The 18966-nt window shown below is 49.8% G+C and carries 18 protein-coding genes; 9 read left to right on the forward strand and 9 right to left on the reverse strand.

Going from position 1 to position 18966, the window contains the following annotated elements; genetic code table 11:
* Position 1: 1 nt before the first annotated feature.
* Complete coding sequence (locus L462_RS01795; protein WP_032679543.1) at positions 2-1069, forward strand: DNA adenine methylase; 1068 nt, start codon at positions 2-4, stop codon at positions 1067-1069.
* Between the two features lie 37 nt (positions 1070-1106).
* Here L462_RS01795 and L462_RS01790 read toward each other — a convergent pair whose 3' ends face one another.
* From L462_RS01790 to L462_RS01780, 3 genes are all read right to left on the reverse strand, one after another.
* Positions 1107-2207, reverse strand: a complete 1101-nt coding sequence (locus L462_RS01790; protein WP_032679544.1) for an HNH endonuclease — start codon at positions 2205-2207, stop codon at positions 1107-1109.
* A gap of 431 nt (positions 2208-2638) precedes the next feature.
* Positions 2639-3217, reverse strand: coding sequence for a hypothetical protein (locus L462_RS01785; protein ID WP_032679773.1), 579 nt, complete (start codon positions 3215-3217; stop codon positions 2639-2641).
* Between the two features lie 357 nt (positions 3218-3574).
* Complete coding sequence (locus L462_RS01780; RefSeq protein WP_032679546.1) at positions 3575-4450, reverse strand: phosphorothioated DNA-binding restriction endonuclease; 876 nt, start codon at positions 4448-4450, stop codon at positions 3575-3577.
* Between the two features lie 300 nt (positions 4451-4750).
* On the opposite strand from L462_RS01780, the gene L462_RS24980 reads away from it, so the two are divergent.
* Positions 4751-5203, forward strand: a complete 453-nt coding sequence (locus L462_RS24980; RefSeq protein WP_082209500.1) for a SymE family type I addiction module toxin — start codon at positions 4751-4753, stop codon at positions 5201-5203.
* 95 nt (positions 5204-5298) lie between these two features.
* On the opposite strand, the gene L462_RS01775 is transcribed toward L462_RS24980, so the two are convergent.
* The 4 genes from L462_RS01775 to L462_RS01760 all read right to left on the reverse strand — a co-directional run bounded on the left by L462_RS01775 (position 5299) and on the right by L462_RS01760 (position 8220).
* Positions 5299-6045: an SAM-dependent methyltransferase gene (locus L462_RS01775; RefSeq protein WP_032679547.1), complete on the reverse strand. Its 747-nt coding sequence runs from the start codon at positions 6043-6045 to the stop codon at positions 5299-5301.
* A 10-nt stretch (positions 6046-6055) separates the two neighbouring features.
* Positions 6056-6313 (reverse strand): YjhX family toxin, encoded by a 258-nt coding sequence (locus tag L462_RS01770; protein ID WP_014168433.1) that lies wholly within the window; start codon positions 6311-6313, stop codon positions 6056-6058.
* 288 nt (positions 6314-6601) lie between these two features.
* Positions 6602-7174: a DUF1349 domain-containing protein gene (locus tag L462_RS01765; protein WP_032679548.1), complete on the reverse strand. Its 573-nt coding sequence runs from the start codon at positions 7172-7174 to the stop codon at positions 6602-6604.
* Positions 7175-7224: 50 nt separating this feature from the next.
* Positions 7225-8220 carry a LacI family DNA-binding transcriptional regulator gene (locus L462_RS01760; RefSeq protein ID WP_020885349.1) on the reverse strand — a complete coding sequence of 332 codons (996 nt, stop codon included), beginning with the start codon at positions 8218-8220 and terminating at the stop codon, positions 7225-7227.
* Between the two features lie 241 nt (positions 8221-8461).
* Here L462_RS01760 and L462_RS01755 point away from each other — a divergent pair, with 241 nt between their 5' ends.
* The 6 genes from L462_RS01755 to L462_RS01730 all read left to right on the forward strand — a co-directional run bounded on the left by L462_RS01755 (position 8462) and on the right by L462_RS01730 (position 16104).
* Positions 8462-9700, forward strand: a complete 1239-nt coding sequence (locus L462_RS01755; protein ID WP_014168436.1) for an MFS transporter — start codon at positions 8462-8464, stop codon at positions 9698-9700.
* A gap of 19 nt (positions 9701-9719) precedes the next feature.
* Positions 9720-11153 (forward strand): glycoside hydrolase family 32 protein, encoded by a 1434-nt coding sequence (locus L462_RS01750; protein WP_020885348.1) that lies wholly within the window; start codon positions 9720-9722, stop codon positions 11151-11153.
* Positions 11154-11245: 92 nt separating this feature from the next.
* Positions 11246-12511 (forward strand): OmpG porin family protein, encoded by a 1266-nt coding sequence (locus L462_RS01745; protein ID WP_032679549.1) that lies wholly within the window; start codon positions 11246-11248, stop codon positions 12509-12511.
* 14 nt (positions 12512-12525) lie between these two features.
* Positions 12526-14019 (forward strand): glycoside hydrolase family 32 protein, encoded by a 1494-nt coding sequence (locus tag L462_RS01740; protein WP_032679550.1) that lies wholly within the window; start codon positions 12526-12528, stop codon positions 14017-14019.
* 12 nt (positions 14020-14031) lie between these two features.
* Entirely contained in the window at positions 14032-15045 is a 1014-nt protein-coding gene (locus L462_RS01735) for an OmpG porin family protein (RefSeq protein WP_020885345.1), read from the forward strand.
* Positions 15046-15153: 108 nt separating this feature from the next.
* Positions 15154-16104, forward strand: a complete 951-nt coding sequence (locus L462_RS01730) for an aminoimidazole riboside kinase (RefSeq protein ID WP_032679551.1) — start codon at positions 15154-15156, stop codon at positions 16102-16104.
* A gap of 209 nt (positions 16105-16313) precedes the next feature.
* On the opposite strand, the gene trpS is transcribed toward L462_RS01730, so the two are convergent.
* Positions 16314-17315 (reverse strand): tryptophan--tRNA ligase, encoded by a 1002-nt coding sequence (gene trpS / locus L462_RS01725; protein ID WP_032679552.1) that lies wholly within the window; start codon positions 17313-17315, stop codon positions 16314-16316.
* A 199-nt stretch (positions 17316-17514) separates the two neighbouring features.
* On the opposite strand from trpS, the gene fosA reads away from it, so the two are divergent.
* Entirely contained in the window at positions 17515-17940 is a 426-nt protein-coding gene (gene fosA, locus L462_RS01720; RefSeq protein ID WP_032679775.1) for a FosA/FosA2 family fosfomycin resistance glutathione transferase, read from the forward strand.
* Here fosA and L462_RS01715 read toward each other — a convergent pair.
* Complete coding sequence (locus L462_RS01715) at positions 17926-18933, reverse strand: LacI family DNA-binding transcriptional regulator (RefSeq protein ID WP_032679553.1); 1008 nt, start codon at positions 18931-18933, stop codon at positions 17926-17928. The two genes, fosA and L462_RS01715, sit on opposite strands and share 15 nt — an antisense overlap.
* Positions 18934-18966 lie beyond the last annotated feature (33 nt).

Raw genomic sequence — 18966 nt, forward strand, 5'->3', positions numbered from 1 at the left:
TATGGGTTACCGTTATATAGGTTCAAAAGTAAAAGTTATTGATAACGTTATTGGAAAAATTTCTGAATTATGCCCCGCAAAAGGTCGGGTTGCTGATCTTATGTCAGGCACAGGTGTGATTTCAACAGAATTGAGAAAACGCGATTACAAAGTAACCGCCAATGATCTAATGACTTATTCATATCATCATTCTATCGTTAACCTAAAATTCTCTAGCGCACCTAATTTTGAGAAGTTAATAGCATTTATATCAGATTTCCATGAAGTAAAACCTGAGTTTTCACCATACGAGAATGTTATTAATTTTTTGAATAATGTTAAACCAAAATGTGGCTACTTTTGGAACGAATTTTCTTGTGAAGGAAATCCTCAAAATAGTGAGAGACCAAGGAATTATTTTAGTCCAGAAAACGCTAGAAAACTAGATGGCATTAGAGAAGTCATAAACAATTTATCTTGTGATAATATTCTGACTGATTTGGAAAGAAGTTTATTGCTACATGATTTAATAATGGCGGCTAATGATATCGCTAATATTGCTGGTACATATGGACATTACATGTCCAGGCTAAATGGCAGGGCTTTGACTCAGTTAAATCTTAAATGCACAGATTTATTTCTTAAATCTGATGTTGAAAATCACATTGTAATGCAAGGTTATGCCGAGGAGAATGCAAGCAAGATTCAATGCGACCTATGTTATATTGATCCTCCATATATGAAAAGACAATATGCAGCCAATTATCATATATTAGAAACGTTAGCCCGTGGAGATGAACCAGAGGCAATAGGTATTAGCGGATTAAGACCTTGGCGAGACCAGTATTCTAATTTTTGTACGAAAACTAAAATTAGAGATTCATTTAAGGAAATTATTACAAACATGGGATGTAATGAATTTCTTATAAGTTATAGTGAAGATGGATTACTTACAATAGAAGATTTTAATAAATTATTAGCTGATTTTGGTGATGTTAAAATAGAGGCGTTCACCCATAAAAGATTTAGAAGTAATAAAAGTGAATTACAAAATGAACTTACAGAGTACCTAATACATCTTCACCGTTGATTTTTAAGAGCCATATTTTGATATATGGCTCTTACTATCAAATGAGTGCTGTGTGTTTTGGATGCCATGTTATTGTATATGGCAAATCATTTATATTAATCTGTAAAGTTCCGACCCCATGAGCATCGATGGAAATATTTTCTAGGTTTAAACCTGTAACTGTAGCATGGTGTAGCATTTTATGAATTAATGGGTTGACAACAATCAAATTTCGGATGTCGTCAGAGCCACCTTCACCGAGGGGTATTAGATGATGAACCTCTGTGTAGTCAATACCATCTTTTTTCTGAAAGGCAAACTGATTTCCAGTTATCTGACATGTGTTATTATATAAATTCTTCAGTTTTGTAACGATGGATTTGTTTCTTGCTTTTACTTTTCTAATATACTCCTTGCTCAGAACTTCGAACTGACTATTATCATTATTAAATAAGTCATCAATAAATGTTGATTCGTCATTCGCAGGGTTATATACCCCTGAAGTATATGTTTCCGTTCCTTGAGATTGAAGAGGATAATATTTATCTAACGGGTTTAAGTAAAGATAATCAGTGCTGTGAAAATTTATTATTCCACTATATCCTTCAGCGTCTGCCGGTAATGAAAACATGGAGTTAATAGATTGCGGTGGAATACCTTTAAGGGGAAGTTGTGTCGTTCCGTCATTTAAAAACCACCCCGCCCATACTTTTCCCTCATAGGTAGCGGCAAGATAAACCATGAGACCATCGGGGCATTGTGATCTATCTGTATTATCTACGGGGACAGGGAAGCCTGATTGTGGGTGCCAGGCCCTTACTCTGTTTGAGCGAGAGGAAAAAAGCTTCTGGCTAGTTATACTTACTGACTGTTGTCTTCTCTGATAAATTTTCAGAGACTGAACTGCCGGATTCTGACCATTATCTAATGTGAGACTATAGATTGGGAATGTCCAGCTCGGCCCTTGTGTTTCTTGTTGAACAGAAACTCCATTTATTCCTGTAAAAAATTCGTGCCATTGTGCTGGTGTTACTGAGCTTGTTGGAAAATCTATATAAGCTTGACCTCCACCACCTAATTCCATGCCCGGTGGCTTATTAATGTTGAAAAAATCAGCGTTGGTTAAGTGTCTGTAAACTATAGACTTTACTCTTTCCATGATACTTACCTTCTAAGGTGCCATAGACTAAGACTATTGTACAAAAAATTGATTGTAAGTACATCCCTTTAGAGTAAATACGAGGATATATTTATATCAATATATTGGTAAATAAAATTTCTTTGATGAATGTTGACTAGTTTTTAAAATATAATAGATTAATTTTATCAATGTTTTTAGGGTGGGGTAATATGAACTTTAAATTAATAATGTTTGTTAGCATTTTTATACTTTCAAATTTAATAAGTGTGATGTATATTTCACAGGCCCCTGATATGTTTTTAGTAATGTTAGGTTCAGCCCCGCAACTTAAGTCTCCTTCTTTATTTTATGCCATTTCAGTTTTAACTATATTATTGGATGTTGTTTTTCTTATGTTTTGGACTTTCATAGGATGCCTCCATCTAACTAATATAAAGCGAGAAAGGTGATTAATTTTTCTTTTTGATAAGATGATAAAATAAAAGCGCCAGCACTGATAGAGATATCCCTATTTTTGCTTTAGATAGTATAGGGTTGTTTTCTACTTTTAAGTTTTTTATAGTTGGCTTTTTATCCTCGATTTCTCTTTTCCTCTCATCACAAAATTCACTAAATGTTATGGCTACTTTAGCTGCACTACACATCATAAAGAGCAGCTTAATACTAAAAGTTCCTACACTATTAACGTTAAAAAAATATTCATTTTTAACAAGAGCATCAATACCAAAAAATAGAATTGAATAAAGCCCACAGAAGCCGATTCCTAATAATAAGAGGTCGTTAAATGCTTTGATTGATTTTCTATTTTTTAAGTGTATTTTAAAAATTATCGCGCCGCCTAAGAATGGCAACAAATATAAAGTTTTTAATGCAACGTTTGAGTTTGCCAGTTCATTTAAGAAAACATACTTTTTAAATAGGATCGGTAAGTATAGTATAAAACCTGTTGGTATAGTTACGGCGAATATGCATGTGAATGTAAATATAATAAAATCTCTTTTAAACGTAATTTCTTTATCACTTAACATCATATATCCCGTTACTTACATTTAAATCCTTTGTGTAGTGTATTTATTTAGGAAACAACATGCAAACTTTAACTCATACTAAAGTGTGAAGATTATCACTATCTAATCAATGAGTTGAACCGAATAGACAAATTCACTATAGCGAAAAAGGTATTAAATTTTCTATTTTAAATGTCTTTTAGTTATAAATAGCAGGTTTATAATGTGCAAAATGCCTGGCAATGATAGGCTTATATTGTCGATTCTATGATAACCACAGCATTGATGGTATCAATGATGGTATCATGTCAAAAGTGGTAAATTTTTATCTCTTAAGATCATAAGGATAGTTGCGATGTTCGAGTCCGGCCTTCGCACTCACCCCCTATACACCTCCCTCCGATGCCATTCCACAAAACCCTCCCCTGGATAATTCCCTTTCACCATCGGCAGTGCTATCTGCTTCCCAGCGAAATCCCAGAACAGTCTTCCTACAATCCCATGCCCGTTTCCATTTACCGCCTCGGACACCAGAACCCGCAAACTGTCATCCAGCCCAATCGATCCCTTATCAAACGCTTTATGATGAATTGCACACAGCGCCAGCCCATTCGGGATTTCACACGGCCCGCCAAACTGTTTCCACTTGATATGCGCGGCTTCAAGCGCAACGGAGGTGTTATCATGTCGCATGTTGAATCCGCAGATTGCACATTCATAGTTATAGGCGCGAAGCACCTGCTGGCGAAACAACGGATCGCGAACCTTACGGATCTGTTGAATATCAAAACCCATCTCATCTGCGATCTCTTCCTGGATGCTTTCCGGGAAATGCGCCTCAAGGATCTTCTGTGCCAGCGAGCCGATCAGCTTCTTGTTCTTTCTCAATAGCACATAGTGTTCTTCATCAAAACCGCCAGCGACCTTATGTTCAACAAGCTCTTTTACCGGTGGCTGTTTGCTGCCAGTGGTGGAACAGAGTTCACTGTTCTCAAGATCCCAGAATCCATCCCCTTTGAGCCGCCAGAAGGGCATGTTCGGATAATGTTCTTTCCTGTCTGGACCAAAGCGTTCTAACAGGCTTAGCAGTTGAGCATGTACCTCGGTACCGTAGTCAAACAGACGTGCATGCCCCTGCTGATAGTTTGCCAGCACGTACAGAAGCAATAAGGGTTTATGTGGCGCACGTTGTTCGCCCTTGCGCCAGATGGTGATGTTGGCAATTGCCTGTTCGAGTGTTTTGCTGGAAGCCATCGCGTTACGGAAGAAGGTAAATAATTGCGATGATGCTCGCAAAACCCAGACCAATCAACCCACAACGAACAAAAACATGGCCTTAGCGCACACAACACTATTTCCTGAATCCCCCTCGCAAATTCCAAATTTATCCCACACCAAACCGCTGTATTTATATTCAGCCTGGTATAATACGCATCAGAAATAACGCCGAACGGCAGAGTAAGTTTCACAGGAATTATTTACAACGAGACGCGATATGAAGGTGCTGCAACACCCCCATACCGCTAACCACAAGCAACTGAAAAGGAGTTGAAAATGGCTGCGCCGAATTTTATGCCAGAGTTTACGGTTTGCAAAACAGAATCAGACGCTTTCACCGGCATGATTGAAAACCGCGAGCTGGTACGCAAAAACAGCACCCGCCGTCTTCACGGCAACCAGACCAGTGCCGCGCCTGTTCACCCCCGCGCAGAAACGCCGGAAGCAAGCTCCGCCTGCTGCGAACTCTATGCCCGGATAGATAATAAATATCTCCCGCTGGGGGGAGACTGGTTAACACGAGCAGGGTTTATCAGCGGTATGCCGGTTAAAATCCGGGTGATGAAAGACTGTATTGTGATCACGCCGCAGCATACAAGAGAATTATGGGGATGCCTGGAAGGGATGAGTGTGGTGAATATCAATAAACAAAAAGTCGCTCAGTGGTTAACAACATTTCCAGGGGCGTTAAATGATACGGGCGATATCCCGGTGATTAAACGCGGGTAAACGTGACGGAATCCGCGTTCATATTATCCTGAGCCGCCTTAATACCTGATGCGTGAAGGCGGTATAGTCGTTAAGGCTATACCGCCTGTTTCAGGCTATCGGGCAATCAACGCAAACACCCCCCAGCCAAAGTACTCTCGTGTGTAGGTGACGTGGCGTTTGGGTGCAATTGTCAGCTCCGCGCGAACTTCTTGTGCAAAGTCATCGTCAGGGTTTTCCGCCAGCCAGCGACGCAGGGTCATCCATTTCGCCGCTTCGTATCTGTCCCAGCCTTCCTGGTCTGCCAGAACCATTTCCACCAGGTCATAGCCCTGTGCGTCGAACGAGGCGACCAGGTCGGGCAGGGTGAGAAAGTCTGCGATGGACGAGACGCCGCAGGCCTGGGCTACCTCATCGCTCGCAGGAACCTGACGCCAGTAGGATTCACCGATGAGTATCATTCCGCCAGGCCGGAGGCTTTTTGCCAGCAGCGCCATTGTTCCGGCGACGCCGCCGGCAATCCAGGTGGCGCCTACGCAGGCCGCCACATCACATTTTTCATCTGCGACGTACCCGGCCGCGTCGTCATGAATAAAACGCACGCGCTCGCTGACGCCGAGTTCGTCAGCACGGCGCGTTGCCTGTTCGGTGAAAAGTCGGCTCATGTCGATGCCGGTGCCGGTAATGCCATGATCGCGCGCCCAGGTGCAGAGCATCTCCCCCGAGCCGCTGCCGAGATCGAGAATGCGCGTGCCTGGCTTCATGCGTAACACGCGGCCCAGCGTGGCGTACTTTTCCGGGGTGAACGGGTTATGAATGCGGTGTTCGCTTTCGCTGACGGTAAAAATACGTGGGATATCCATCATCCTCTCCTTAACGATTATCTGGCTGGGCACGAACGCTGTTCAGCCCGGTCGTGTTAATGCGGTAGGGCTGACCGTTGACGGACTTGATCAGCTTTTTGGTTTTGAGTTTTTTGAAGACGGCGAGCGTGCAGTCGGCGAGCAACAGCCCTTCGCGGCTGTAGCATTCAACGGCGGTGACGCGGCCTGAGCTATCGCGGACGTGCGCAATACGTCCACCTTTGGCGAGAACGTGTAAGGTACGTTGTTCCTGACGGGATAAATTCATACTGGAAAACCTGTTTAATCATCATGTGCAAAACGTGCAAACACACCGCGGTGTCCGCATTCGATTTCGGCGCATTGATAATCAGTCCGGCCTGAAAGGTCGGGGAGCTGATTATCGGATGATGACATTCTCCAGCATCAAAGCCTCGGGTTGAGTTGAGAGGTATTTACGGGGTGAATAATATCACCTGTTTATTTTAAGGGAATGGTCGGGGGGGAAAAGTGTGATCCAGGTGGAAGCTCAGGCTGCGCCATCAACGGATCGTAGAACCGGATGGCGCGATGTAAATCAGCTGAGATCGTGCAGCGCTTTATCCATGGCCGGCGCGAGACTGAAATCACTAAACTCGACGGCTAAGCCGCTGCGTTCAGGCGTGCAGCACATGACACCGACTTTCACTGGCCCCGACGGGAAATGGCATAAACGCAGCAAAGGCCACGACAGCCCGTCTGCTGAGTACTGTAACCGCAACGCGTCTCCCTTGCGGGTCAGGCGAAGCCAGAACTCCCGGGGGTTACCCGGGAAGATACCGGTTGCCCAGTCGGAGGCCTGTAACGTCAGTACGCTGCCAATGGCCGGCGCGCCATCATTGTATTCAATCCCGGCCTTGAGCCAGTGTTGCTCGTCCGACATCAGCATGATTCCCGCCTGGTCATAGAGCGTGCTGAACTCAGCGCGGATGTTAGTCTGAAACGTGAAATCACCTGCCGCGTCAGTCGCGTAGATGTGGCCCGAGAAACGCTCGAATCCGTACCACGTATGGCGCCAGAAATCGGTGTGGTCGTCGGTCACGACCGATAACGTGTTGTTCTCGCTATGCCATTCGGCAGGTTCGTTTATCCAGTAAAATTCGTTTTGCATAATGTCCCCAGGTGACTGTCAAAAGGTCGTCGGTATTCGGCCTCTCTTGCTCAGCAGGATTCGCGCCTGAGCCAGGGGCTCTCGACCAGCACCTTATCCCGGTGGGTGTCGCCATTGATAATGTGCAGTGTACTTAAGCGCCCAATCTCATAATGCGGCAGCTGGACCGTGGATAGCGGGGGTAAAAACAAATTTCCGATGCCGACAAGATTATCGTAGCCAAGAACGGCAATATCCTGTGGGATTCGGATCCCCTGCGTTAACAGCGTCTGATACACCATGAAGGCAATACGGTCGTTACCACAGATGACCGAATCAAATTGCGGTTTCCCCTGAACGATATGCGCCAGCAGCATCTCCGGAATATCCCGGTAGTGCTCATCGCCAAATTGCATATAGCAGTGTTCAAGCGTATCAGGATCGATACCGGCTTCACGGCAGGCGCGATCAAGCCCCTGACGGCGGCGACGCGTCGCCAGATGGTTGACAGGTAAATGCAGGCAGAGAGGGCGGCTGTATCCCGCCGCCAGCAAGGCCTGTACGGCCGTATACTGGCCTTGTTCATCGTCAGGTATATAGCTGGCAACCGGTTCTCCCATGTTCTCGCAGTTGGCCAGAACGCAAGGGTGCTCCAGTAGTCGGGGCGGGATGCTCACTTCACGCAGCCCCATGGTGGTGAAAATGATCCCCCCGGGCCGGTGGGCGAGCAGCAGGTCGACAATATCGTCAGGGTTATCATCGGTAAACATATTCACCACGAAGCTGTTCCAGCCGTACGCCCGTGCGGTTTCTTCGATAGATAGCGTGATTTCTACCGAAAAAGGGGTGGTGACGGTATCCAGCGCCAGCACGCCGATGGTTTTGTTCCGGGAGCCGACACGACGAACCTGCCGGGCTGAGAGGTCAGGCACGTAATTTAACTGCAGGATCGCCTCCTGCACCCGGGACAGGGTTTCAGGCTTTACGCGTTTCGGGTCATTGAGCACCCGGGAAACCGTCATGAGCGATACATTGGCCAGTTTGGCCACATCTTTTAAAGACGCCATAGCTTTCCATTATCTGAATGCATTCGACCCGGTAAGGTGTTGTGAGCCAATGCGAATGTCCTATTCTAGGCACCGACACCCAGGGTTACGCAAGTCACACTCAAAAGTTTGAGCGCGATCTCAACACATTAATGTTAACGTTAACTTTTGTGATTAACATCGAGTATCACATCAAAATCGAGTGTACGCCTGAAATGTTAACGTTACCATCTTAGCATATCCTTCTTGCGAGATTACGTAGATGAAAAAACGGCCTACTCGAAGTTACATGCTGCTCAGCGCTCTGCTGTTCTTTTTCTTTGTGACCTGGTCCTCATCAAGTTCACTTCTCTCAATCTGGCTTCACCAGGAAGTGGGGCTAAAGGCATCGGAAACCGGCATTATTTTTTCCGTGTTATCTGTCTCCGCGCTCTTCGCGCAGGTCTGTTATGGCTTTATCCAGGACCGACTCGGTCTGCGCAAACATTTGTTATGGTTTATCACCGCGTTGTTGATCCTCTCCGGCCCGGCTTATCTGCTTTTTAGCTACCTGCTGAGCGTTAATATTCTGCTGGGCAGCGTATTCGGGGGTTTATTTATCGGGCTGACGTTTAATGGCGGTATCGGCGTTCTGGAGTCCTATACCGAGCGCGTTGCGCGTCAGAGTACCTTTGAGTTTGGGCGGGCACGCATGTGGGGGTCTCTGGGCTGGGCGGTCGCCACGTTTTTTGCCGGGTTACTGTTTAATATCAACCCTGACCTTAACTTCCTGGTGGCGTCATGCTCAGGGTTAATCTTCTTCTGTCTGCTGGCCCGCTTAAAGGTGGCCGCACCGGCAAGCATGGAGAAACTCGAAATTGGTGCTAAAAAAGTTTCTCTGGAAGACGCCCTGCGTCTGCTTACTCTGCCGCGCTTCTGGGCGCTGATATTCTTCGTGGTCGGAACCTGCATTTACGGCGTATACGATCAGCAATTCCCGGTCTATTTCTCGTCACAGTTCCCGACATTACGAGAAGGGAACGAGATGTTTGGCTATTTAAACTCTTTCCAGGTCTTTCTCGAGGCCGCGGGTATGTTTTGTGCGCCATGGCTGGTTAATCGCATTGGCGCTAAAAATGGCCTGATATTCGCAGGTATGGTGATGGCGCTGCGCATGATTGCTTCCGGGCTGGTGGAAGGCCCCTTGCTTATCTCCATTACCAAACTGCTTCACGCGGTCGAACTGCCAATATTGTTAGTCGCCATATTTAAATACAACAGCCTGAATTTCGACAAACGTCTCTCCTCCACCATTTATCTGGTGGGATTTGCCTGCACCAGCTCCGTCATTGGCACCGTCTTGTCCCCGCTGGCAGGCTTTAGCTATGAGAGATTTGGCTTCGCCCAATCCTATCTGATCATGGGCATCATGGTGTTCAGCACCACGTTTATTTCCATTTTCCTTTTGCGCTCAACTAAATCCTCATCTGAGCCATCTTTTCTGCAGCAAAACGCTGTGTAATGTACTGAGAGTAAAGACGATGACATCCTTATTAGAACAGGCTGAACAGGTGCTTGAAAAAGCACAATCCGGGATTAATCCGCGCTGGTATCCGCGCTATCACCTCGCCCCTCGCGCAGGCTGGATGAATGATCCTAATGGCCTGGTATGGTTTGACGGCTGGTATCACGCCTTTTATCAACACCATCCCTATTCCCCGAAATGGGGTCCGATGCACTGGGGGCACGCCCGAAGCAAAGATCTGGTGCATTGGGAACATCTGCCCGTCGCACTAGCGCCGGAAGGCCCGGCGGACAAAGACGGCTGTTTCTCCGGCTCCGCCGTGGTTGACGGCGATACGCTGGCGCTCATCTACACCGGACATAAATTTCACGGCCCGTCGGACACAGACGACAACCTCTACCAGGTGCAGTGTCTGGCGACCAGCCGTGACGGCATCCATTTTGAACGGCACGGCAGGGTGATTGATACACCGCCCGGACTGCATCACTTTCGCGATCCGAAGGTGTGGCGCGAAGGTGAGTTCTGGTACATGGTTGTCGGCTCCCGCGTGGAAAATACCGGCCAGGTGCGCCTGTACCGTTCCACCGATCTCCGCGAATGGCATGACGACGGTATTTTCGCCGAGGCTGATGAAGGCAAGGGCTTTATGTGGGAATGCCCGGATTTCTTCACCCTCGGAGAGAAGCGTGTCCTGATGTTCTCGCCACAGGGCATGGCGGCGGAAGGGTATGACTATCGCAACCTGTTCCAGAGTGGCTATTTACTTGGGGACTGGCAGCCAGGTCAACCGTTCACCCACAGCGGACAATTTACTGAGCTGGACCACGGTCACGACTTTTATGCCCCGCAGAGTTTCGTGACCCCGGATGGCCGACGCATTGTCATCGGGTGGCTGGATATGTGGGAATCACCGATGCCCGAACAGCAGGATGGCTGGGCCGGAATGCTCTCGCTTCCACGCGAATTAAGCCTTGTCGATGGCCGGGTGAGAATGAAACCGGCTGCCGAAGTGACCGCGCTGCGTGGCAGCTATTATCCCACGCCCGTCCGCTGCCTGAACAATCAGAACGTCCTTGTCGCGGCAGATGCCGACGCGGTCGAAGTTCAGCTGGCATGGGATTTGAGCGCATCGACGGCTGAACAGTTTGGTATCGCGTTGGGCGACGGGCTGAGAATTTACGTCGATGATCAGGCCGGGCGTCTGGTGGTGGAGCGCCGCTATCCGGAATATTCGCTGGAAGGCACGCGCAGTATTCCGCTACCAGCAGACAGCGTTCTGTCACTGCGAATTTTTATTGACCGCTCATCGGTGGAAGTTTTTGTTAACGATGGTGACGCTTGCTTAAGCAGTCGTATTTATCCGCAGCCGGGCAAGCGCGATATTTCATTGTTTGCAAATCAGGGGAAGGCCTCATTATACGATGCGGGATACTGGTCTTTAGATAAATAATTCTCCGTTCCGACCTGTTTCTTGCAGGGTGAGTTTTTATTTCTGCCAGTCTCTGGCTGGCATGTTATTGTCTGGAATAATGAGAGAGCAAAATGGATGAAAGCGTAATACCTCAAAATTGCATTGTCTCGAAAGATAAAAACATATTTGTTCCAGGAAAACAGACGCTGGCATTAATGGTGACATTAGCGGCATTTCCTGCCATTGCTGAAGACGTTACAGGAAACTATCAAAGCTATTTTCAGGATGAATCAGACACCAACGGTACGAGTGTATCATCAGCCAATAACGGCAATGAACAATCGTCCCTTCGTGCTTCGTCTTCTCCGGTTGCTGCAGGTCAAAAACCTGAACTCACGACCTCGTCAAAGCCCGTGACGTTATCGGCGCAAACGGAGAATAAAAAAGCGGAAGTGAAAAAGCGTCCTAAAGGGGATAACCCCGAAGACGTCAGTCTGTTGCGTTTAAGGCAGGAAGATCCGCCGGTTCACTGGAACAGTATCGGTCGTAACATGGAAGTGGGTGGCCTGCACGGAAACATCGGGTCTCAGATAGAAATTGACGATGTTCGCTGGAGCAATAATAAGAAAAACAGCGGCAAGTTTAAACTCGCCACCATTCAGGCCTTTTTAAGGCACGATGAATTGCCTAACTGGTATTTCGGTTTCTGGAATGCCAGAGAAGACAGTTATAAAGGACAGTTCAGTAATCAGGACTATCAAGGCACCAATACCATCAATGAATTTTTTGTGGGCCATATTTTCGAAACCTGGCGAGGGAATATCGGTACGGAAGTTATGGTCGGGTCCGAAACGGCAACGAAACGCTGGAAAAACCGGTTTAAGATCTGGCAGGACCTGCGACTGTCCAACAAATGGAGCCTGGCCGGATACGCGTATGGCGAATATCAGCCTCAGGGGAACGAACCGGGGAATGGCGATCTGGAGCAGTACATTTTCGAAATTGAGCCAGCCATTCAATACCGCGTGAATCCGGATCTCGGACTCTATTTGCGACCCTATTATTATCATAACCGCCAGGAGCGTCAGAGCTGGGGCGATATTGTCGAAGAAGAATGGAAAGTCACGGCCGGACTCTGGCGAAACTGGTATCCATTATTAACCTCCCTGTATGTTGGATTTGGCCAGGACAAAATAGATAACGCCAGCAATGCCAGCGAAGTTTTCTATGACGGTCGGTATAAGTTTATCGGTGGCACGCTGAGTTATCCGGTATTTGGTGAAGTGCGATTATACGGTGAATTCAAAGCACAATTTACGAAAGAAACCGGGCTTTGGACATCGACCGGTCACTCATGGAACCCGTTTACCGTGGTTGGCGTGAATTATAACTTCTGACATTCAGGTGTAGCATGAAAAAATTAATAGTTGCGGCATCTGTCGCGCTGCTTGCGCTTTCACTCGGCAATAATCCTGCCTGGGCGCAGCCTTCGAAAGAAACATTACAGAATAAAAGTATCACCCATATTAATGGCTTTTTCCCGCGGGTTGACGGTTCATTTGTGGGCGACCCTATGCCCGTGTTTAACGATGGCAAATTTGATATTTATTATCTTAATGATGTCCGCGGCGGCAGCGATCTGGGGGTACATGCTTTTCATCTCTTGTCGAGTGCCAACTTGTATGATTATCAGAACCATTCCGAAGTGATCCCCTACGTTAACGACGTTGACGATCCTGAACTGTTATTGGGAACCGGTTCGATTATTAAAGTCGGCGATACCTGGCATGCCTGGTACACCGCGCACAATGAAAATGTGTTCCCGGTTGAGTCTATTATGCACGCGACCAGCAAGGACCGCCTTCACTGGGTGAAACACCCGCAAGACACCATTTTACCCGGCGGTAACTATCGGGGTAATGATTTCCGGGACCCTCACGTCGTTTGGATTGAGGAAAAGAAAGAATACTGGATGTTAATTACTACGCGCAGTAACGGTCGTGGGGTTATTGCCCGGTACAGTTCAACGGATTTAACGCACTGGGAAGATCGCGGCGTATTTTTTGATAACGACACCATCACCAGCAATGCCAACCTCGAATGCCCGACACTGGTTTACTTCAACGGACGCTGGTATCTCAGCTTTAGCGATCAATGGCCGTTACGCCTGACACAATACCGGGTTGCGGATAATCCGGAGGGGCCGTGGCGGAAACTGGGCAATTATGTGGTCGACGGCTCGGGTTTTTACGCGGGTAAACTGGTACTCAAAAACGATCGGCTGTTTGTTTTCGGCTGGATCCCGACGAAAGCCGGTAACCGTGACAGCGGCAACATTGACTGGGCAGGGAATCTGGTTGCTCATGAGCTCACCGCAGATGAGCAGGGCCAGCTCAACAGCATCCTGCCCCAGGAGCTTCAGCAGGTCATCAGTGAGAATCCTGGTCCGGTGACCACCTTAACGAGCACCAAAACGCTTAAAACGGCCACGTCGTTCGGCCCCTTACAGTCGGCGCTGTACCCGGCCTTGCCTGAACGTGGTGAGTTGAGCGCAACCATTGATGTTCCTTCTGCCGGAATGGTGATGAGCTTTGGTCTGACCGACGACAGAGTCAGTGATGCGATGCTGAACGTTGTGTTCAATAAGAGCAAAGGAAAAGTCTATTTTTTCAACGCGCCGCTCGCGTCGATTCATCAGGCTAACGCGGAATCCTGGGTGGATGTTCCGATCGGGGAAAAAATTGAGTTACGCGTTCTCATTCAAAACTCAATTGCTGTTTTTTATATAAACAATAAAGCGGCATTCAGTACCCGGATGTATTCCATGCAGGAGAAGCCGTGGAGTATTAGCCTGCCTCAAAACGACCATTTTCACGCGACGTTGAAAATAAAAGAAATGATTTAACGGGATATTATTATGAAAAACTATCATGCCCTGTCTGTTATTTTTGCTCTTCTGTTTCCCGCGCTGGCGAATGCGAGCATGAGCATCATGAAGGACCCCTCGGGAAAGGTTGTTGCCGTGGACCCGTGGTCCTATCTGGATGAAGAGGTTATGTGGACCTCAGCCCGCTCCTCCAATCCTGCCGGTGGCCGCGTTCATGGCCAACTGAAGATGAAATATGCCATTGAGGACAATAACTGGCGTAACAGCCATTTCCACAACGGGAATGATTCACTGACGTTTGTACAAGGCGTGATGCGACACGATGCGTTACCCGGTTGGTATCTGGCTTTTTCTGAGGGCAGAACCACCCACTATAACGGGACGTGGGAGGATCAGTCTTACCTCAGCCAAAACCAGTGGACTCAGTTGATCATCGGCCATGAATATTTTTACAAACGTCTGCGCTATGGCTGGGATGTCATGGGTGGAAGCGCCTCAATCGAGGACCGCTGGCAAGGCCGCGTTAAGTTCTTTACCGATCTTCGGGTTACGGACAATTTCTCATTCTTTAACTATTTGTATCAGCAGATCGATCACCGCCGCAGCGGTGGATCGCAAAATGACCGCGACGTGCGTTCATTTCAGATTGAGCCTGGCGTGCAATATATTATTAATAACACCACCGGCGTCTGGTTCCGCCAGCAATTTGCCTCTGCCATTTTAGACAGGGCGCAGTGGGGCGATATTGACGAAAAAAGCTGGACCACGTCTGTCGGCGTCTGGCGCAACTGGGGGAAATTATCCACAACGCTCAGCGGCGGGTATGGCCATTATAAGAAATACAATGCGCAGCCTGAAGATGGCGAAGTCTTCCAGAATACCCGCAACCGCTTCCTGAAGGTATCGGCGAATTATCCGTTGACCTCTCGCTTTACCGTGTCCGGAGAAGTTACTGGCTCGTTGATAAAACAGGACGGAAGCTGGGTGACCCACGGTGAGGCTGTTACCACCGAATATAAGCTGATGCTGGATTATAACTTTTAACCCGTATGCCTGGATAATCCATGGCACCTGTTCACGCTTAAGCGCTATTAAAAAACTGACCTTCCCGCAGGTCGCATTTAAAAAGTTAATTATTATTGAGGAAATGTCATGAATATCTGGACTCTTGGCGATGCAGTGGTGGATCTTCTACCGCTTTCAGACATGCAATATCAGGCCTGCGCAGGAGGAGCCCCGTTCAATGTGGCAATTGGCGCTGCGCGTCTGGGCTGCCAGAGTGGTTTTATTGGCCGGGTCGGTGAGGATGACTTTGGTTATTTTCTGAAGAAAACGCTGTCTGACGCAGGCGTTTCAACCGAAAGTCTGCAGTTGGATAATCAGCACAGAACCAGCACGGTATTGGTCTCTCTGGGCCGCGCTGGCGAGCGTGGATTTACGTTTTTAACCAACCCTTCCGCGGATCAATTTTTAACGCCCGATGCGCTGCCCGGTTTTAGCGACGATATTCTGCACTTCTGCTCTCTGGCCCTGGTCGCCGAAACGTGTCGTCATACGCTCGTCACCGCCATCAACCATGTAAAACAGCGTGGAGGATTACTGAGTTTCGACGTGAATTTACGGGAGCAAATGTGGCCCGATAAGCATGAAATGCTCGAGACGGTGCGCCATTTTGCCGCCCAGGCCGACATTCTTAAACTCTCGGAAGAAGAGTGGCACTGGATGACCGGCTCTCACGATTTTTCCCATGCGCTTAACGCTCTCAATGCTCTGCCCGCGCAACTCAAAGTCGTGACCTACGGTGAGCAAGGTGCCATGGTGCTGTGGCGCAACAGCGTTATTCATTTCGACGGTTATACCGTCAACAGTGTTGATACAACCGGGGCTGGCGACGCGTTTGTCGCAGGGTTGCTGGCCTGGATTGCACATCGCGGGATGCCGCAGAATGTTGAACAACTCCACCAGGCCATGGCTCAGGCCAGCGCCTGCGGTGCCCTCGCGACAACGCGCAAAGGGGCGCTGACCGCGCTACCTGATACCAACGCACTTAATACCTTTATCACTCGATTCTCGCTACCGGATTACGAGGTGAAAAAGGGCTAAACAGGATGAGAACATGTTTTGTTCTCATCCTGGATATCAGCGCCGTCCAGACCATTGAGCAGGGCGGCTAGCCGCATCCGTAGAGATATCCCCTGACGCTATCCCTCCAGACTTACTACCGCCGCCACTGCTGCGAGAGTGCGGTGGTTCTGGTTGTGAAGGCCACAGATGCGGCGCCGACTGAGGAGAAGACGACTGTAATCGCGAGTTCAAAACACCGGCACCCCCAGCCCAACCTTCACCTCTTTCAGCGTCCCCTGCGTCACCGCCTGCGCCCGTTCGGTCCCGCGCTTCAGCATCGCCATCAGCTCCCCTTTATCCTGCATGTACATCGCCCTCCGTTCCCGCATCGGTGCAATCAGCTCCTGCAGGCACGCCTCCAGCTCATTCTTGCATGCCCGGTCACCCAGTCCGCCCGCCTGATAATGCGCCTTCATCGCTGCCACTTTGGCTTTGTCCGGATGAAACGCGTCGAGGTAGGTAAACACCACGTTTCCCTCAATCTGCCCCGGGTCGCTCACCTTCAGGTGGTTCGGGTCGGTGTACATGGCGCTGACCGCACGGTGAATCGTCTCTTCACTGGCGGAAAGGTGCAGGGTGTTGCCCAGTGATTTTGACATCTTGGCGCTGCCGTCGATGCCGGGCAGGCGGCCGGTGTCGCTGAGCATCGCTTTGCAGTGGCGCAGCACCGGGGCAGGCAAGAGGCTGTTCATCTTGTGCACAATCTCATTGGTCTGCTCAATCATCGGCAGTTGGTCGTCGCCGACGGGGACGCACTCGGCTTTGAACGCAGTGATGTCCGCCGCCTGGCTGATGGGGTAGGCCATAAAACCGACCGGCAGCGAGCGGGCAAAGCCTTTCTGCGCAATCTCATTTTTCACCGTCGGGTTACGCTCGACGCGGGCGACGGTGACGATGTTCATATACAACATTGTCAGCTCGGCGAGAGCGGGCAGGGCGGACTGCAGGCAGAGTGTCGTCAGGTTCGGGTCGATGCCGGCGGCGAGGTAGTCGGCGAGCACTTCAGGGATGTTGTCGCGGATTTTTTGTGGGTTGCTGCCGTTGTCGGTCAGCCCCTGCAGGTCGGCAATCAAGACATACTGGTTATGCGTCTGCTGTAGCGCCACGCGCTGGCGCAGCGAACCGACGAAATGGCCCAGGTGCAGTGGGCCGGTTGGGCGGTCGCCGGTGAGGATGGTTTGAACGTTCATAAAGACTCCTTAATGTGCAAGTGCCGAAAGGGGTCTTAGAAATGTGAAAGCCGCCTTTCGGCGGCTATCTGAAAATGGGGAAAACTACTCCGTGCCGCCTTTAAGAAGGCAGCCACCAGCGGTTTACGGTGAGCACGGCGTGGTTTATGTTCATAAAGTTACCGTACCACGTCTGGCGCAAAAAACAAAAGGGCACGTCATGCTGCAATCACTCAACCATCTGACCCTCGCGGTCAGCGACCTGCAAAAAAGCGTTACCTTCTGGCACGAGCTGCTGGGGCTGACGCTGCACGCCCGCTGGAATACCGGGGCCTATCTTACCTGCGGCGATCTGTGGGTCTGCCTGTCGTACGACGAGGCGCGCCAGTATGTGCCGCCGCAGGAGAGCGACTATACCCATTACGCGTTTACCATTGCGACGGAAGATTTTGAACCGTTCTCGCACAAGCTGGAGCAGGCAGGCGTTACCGTCTGGAAGCAGAACAAAAGTGAGGGGGCATCGTTCTATTTTCTCGACCCGGACGGGCACAAGCTGGAGCTGCACGTGGGCAGCCTCGCCGCGCGGCTGGCGGCGTGCCGGGAGAAACCCTATGCCGGAATGGTCTTCACCTCAGACGAGGCTTGATGTCCGTACCTTCAGCCTGCCCGCCAGCGTCACGTGGGTGGCGGCATCTTCCTGATTGCACAGGTACTCCACCGCCAGCCGTCCCAGTTCGCTGTAGGGGAGCTGGATACTGGTCAGCGGTGGGGTGAGTTGCTCGGAGATCTTCTGGTCGTCGTAGCCCGCCAGCAGCATATCCTGCGGGATGCGCACGCCGTTTACCGCCAGCGCCTGATAGCAGCCGATCGCCAGCCAGTCGCTGGCGCAGAAGATGGCGTCCGGGCGTTCGACCAGCGACAACAGAGAGGTGGTGGCGGTAAAGGATTCGCTGAACTGCCAGTTGGTCTGGCGCACCAGACTCTCGTCACAGGCTAAACCGGCCTGCTGTAAAGCGGCCTGATAGCCGGCCAGCCGCTGGCGGGAGGCCTCCATCCAGCTCTCGCCGGTGATGTGGGCGATACGCGTTGCACCGCAGGCGATCAGGTGTTTGGTCACCTGGAAGGCGTTGGCGTAGTCGTCCGGAATAAACGACGGCAGCAGCGGCGAACCGGGGTCGCGCTGATTGAGCAGCACCAGTGGAATGCGGGTGCAGTCCTGAAAAGCGGTCATGTCGACAAGGGTGGTAACGGGGGAGGCGAGGATAATCCCCACGCAGTTGCGCTTCTCCAGCTGGCGGATAATGTTCAGCGCCAGCTCTACGTCATCACCGTAGTCGTACACCGTCAGTAGCGCTTCGTTGCGCCATGCGGCTTCCCGCGCCTGGCTGATGGCATCGATAAAGGGATCAAAGCTTTGCAGGGAACTGACCAGCAGGGCGATTTCCTCCTGGTTGCGCGGGGCGTGAATGGCAGGCAGGCGGTCATAACCGAGCTCGGTCGCCACGCCGATCACCCGCTGGCGGGTCTCGTCGCTGAGCTTGATGTTACGGGACTGGTTGAGCACCAGCGATACCGTCGCCTGCGACACCCCCGCCGCCCGCGCAATATCGTTCATCGTGACTTTTGTTTTTCGCTTCATCCGTCCTCTCCCTCTCGCGACACCGCATCATAC

The sequence above is a fragment of the Enterobacter sp. BIDMC 26 genome (genome assembly GCF_000534435.1).
GTDB lineage: Bacteria > Pseudomonadota > Gammaproteobacteria > Enterobacterales > Enterobacteriaceae > Enterobacter > Enterobacter ludwigii.

Coding starts and splice junctions, on each gene's coding strand:
- L462_RS01765 (WP_032679548.1), bottom strand. CDS start 7,174: ATGCAAAACGAATTTTACTGGATAAACGAACCTGCCGAATGGCATAGC.
- L462_RS01715 (WP_032679553.1), bottom strand. CDS start 18,933: ATGAAGCGAAAAACAAAAGTCACGATGAACGATATTGCGCGGGCGGCG.
- L462_RS24980 (WP_082209500.1), top strand. CDS start 4,751: ATGGCTGCGCCGAATTTTATGCCAGAGTTTACGGTTTGCAAAACAGAA.
- fosA (WP_032679775.1), top strand. CDS start 17,515: ATGCTGCAATCACTCAACCATCTGACCCTCGCGGTCAGCGACCTGCAA.
- L462_RS01775 (WP_032679547.1), bottom strand. CDS start 6,045: ATGGATATCCCACGTATTTTTACCGTCAGCGAAAGCGAACACCGCATT.
- L462_RS01730 (WP_032679551.1), top strand. CDS start 15,154: ATGAATATCTGGACTCTTGGCGATGCAGTGGTGGATCTTCTACCGCTT.
- L462_RS01750 (WP_020885348.1), top strand. CDS start 9,720: ATGACATCCTTATTAGAACAGGCTGAACAGGTGCTTGAAAAAGCACAA.
- L462_RS01745 (WP_032679549.1), top strand. CDS start 11,246: ATGGATGAAAGCGTAATACCTCAAAATTGCATTGTCTCGAAAGATAAA.
- L462_RS01740 (WP_032679550.1), top strand. CDS start 12,526: ATGAAAAAATTAATAGTTGCGGCATCTGTCGCGCTGCTTGCGCTTTCA.
- L462_RS01780 (WP_032679546.1), bottom strand. CDS start 4,450: ATGGCTTCCAGCAAAACACTCGAACAGGCAATTGCCAACATCACCATC.
- L462_RS01755 (WP_014168436.1), top strand. CDS start 8,462: ATGAAAAAACGGCCTACTCGAAGTTACATGCTGCTCAGCGCTCTGCTG.
- trpS (WP_032679552.1), bottom strand. CDS start 17,315: ATGAACGTTCAAACCATCCTCACCGGCGACCGCCCAACCGGCCCACTG.
- L462_RS01790 (WP_032679544.1), bottom strand. CDS start 2,207: ATGGAAAGAGTAAAGTCTATAGTTTACAGACACTTAACCAACGCTGAT.
- L462_RS01760 (WP_020885349.1), bottom strand. CDS start 8,220: ATGGCGTCTTTAAAAGATGTGGCCAAACTGGCCAATGTATCGCTCATG.
- L462_RS01795 (WP_032679543.1), top strand. CDS start 2: ATGGGTTACCGTTATATAGGTTCAAAAGTAAAAGTTATTGATAACGTT.
- L462_RS01735 (WP_020885345.1), top strand. CDS start 14,032: ATGAAAAACTATCATGCCCTGTCTGTTATTTTTGCTCTTCTGTTTCCC.
- L462_RS01785 (WP_032679773.1), bottom strand. CDS start 3,217: ATGTTAAGTGATAAAGAAATTACGTTTAAAAGAGATTTTATTATATTT.
- L462_RS01770 (WP_014168433.1), bottom strand. CDS start 6,313: ATGAATTTATCCCGTCAGGAACAACGTACCTTACACGTTCTCGCCAAA.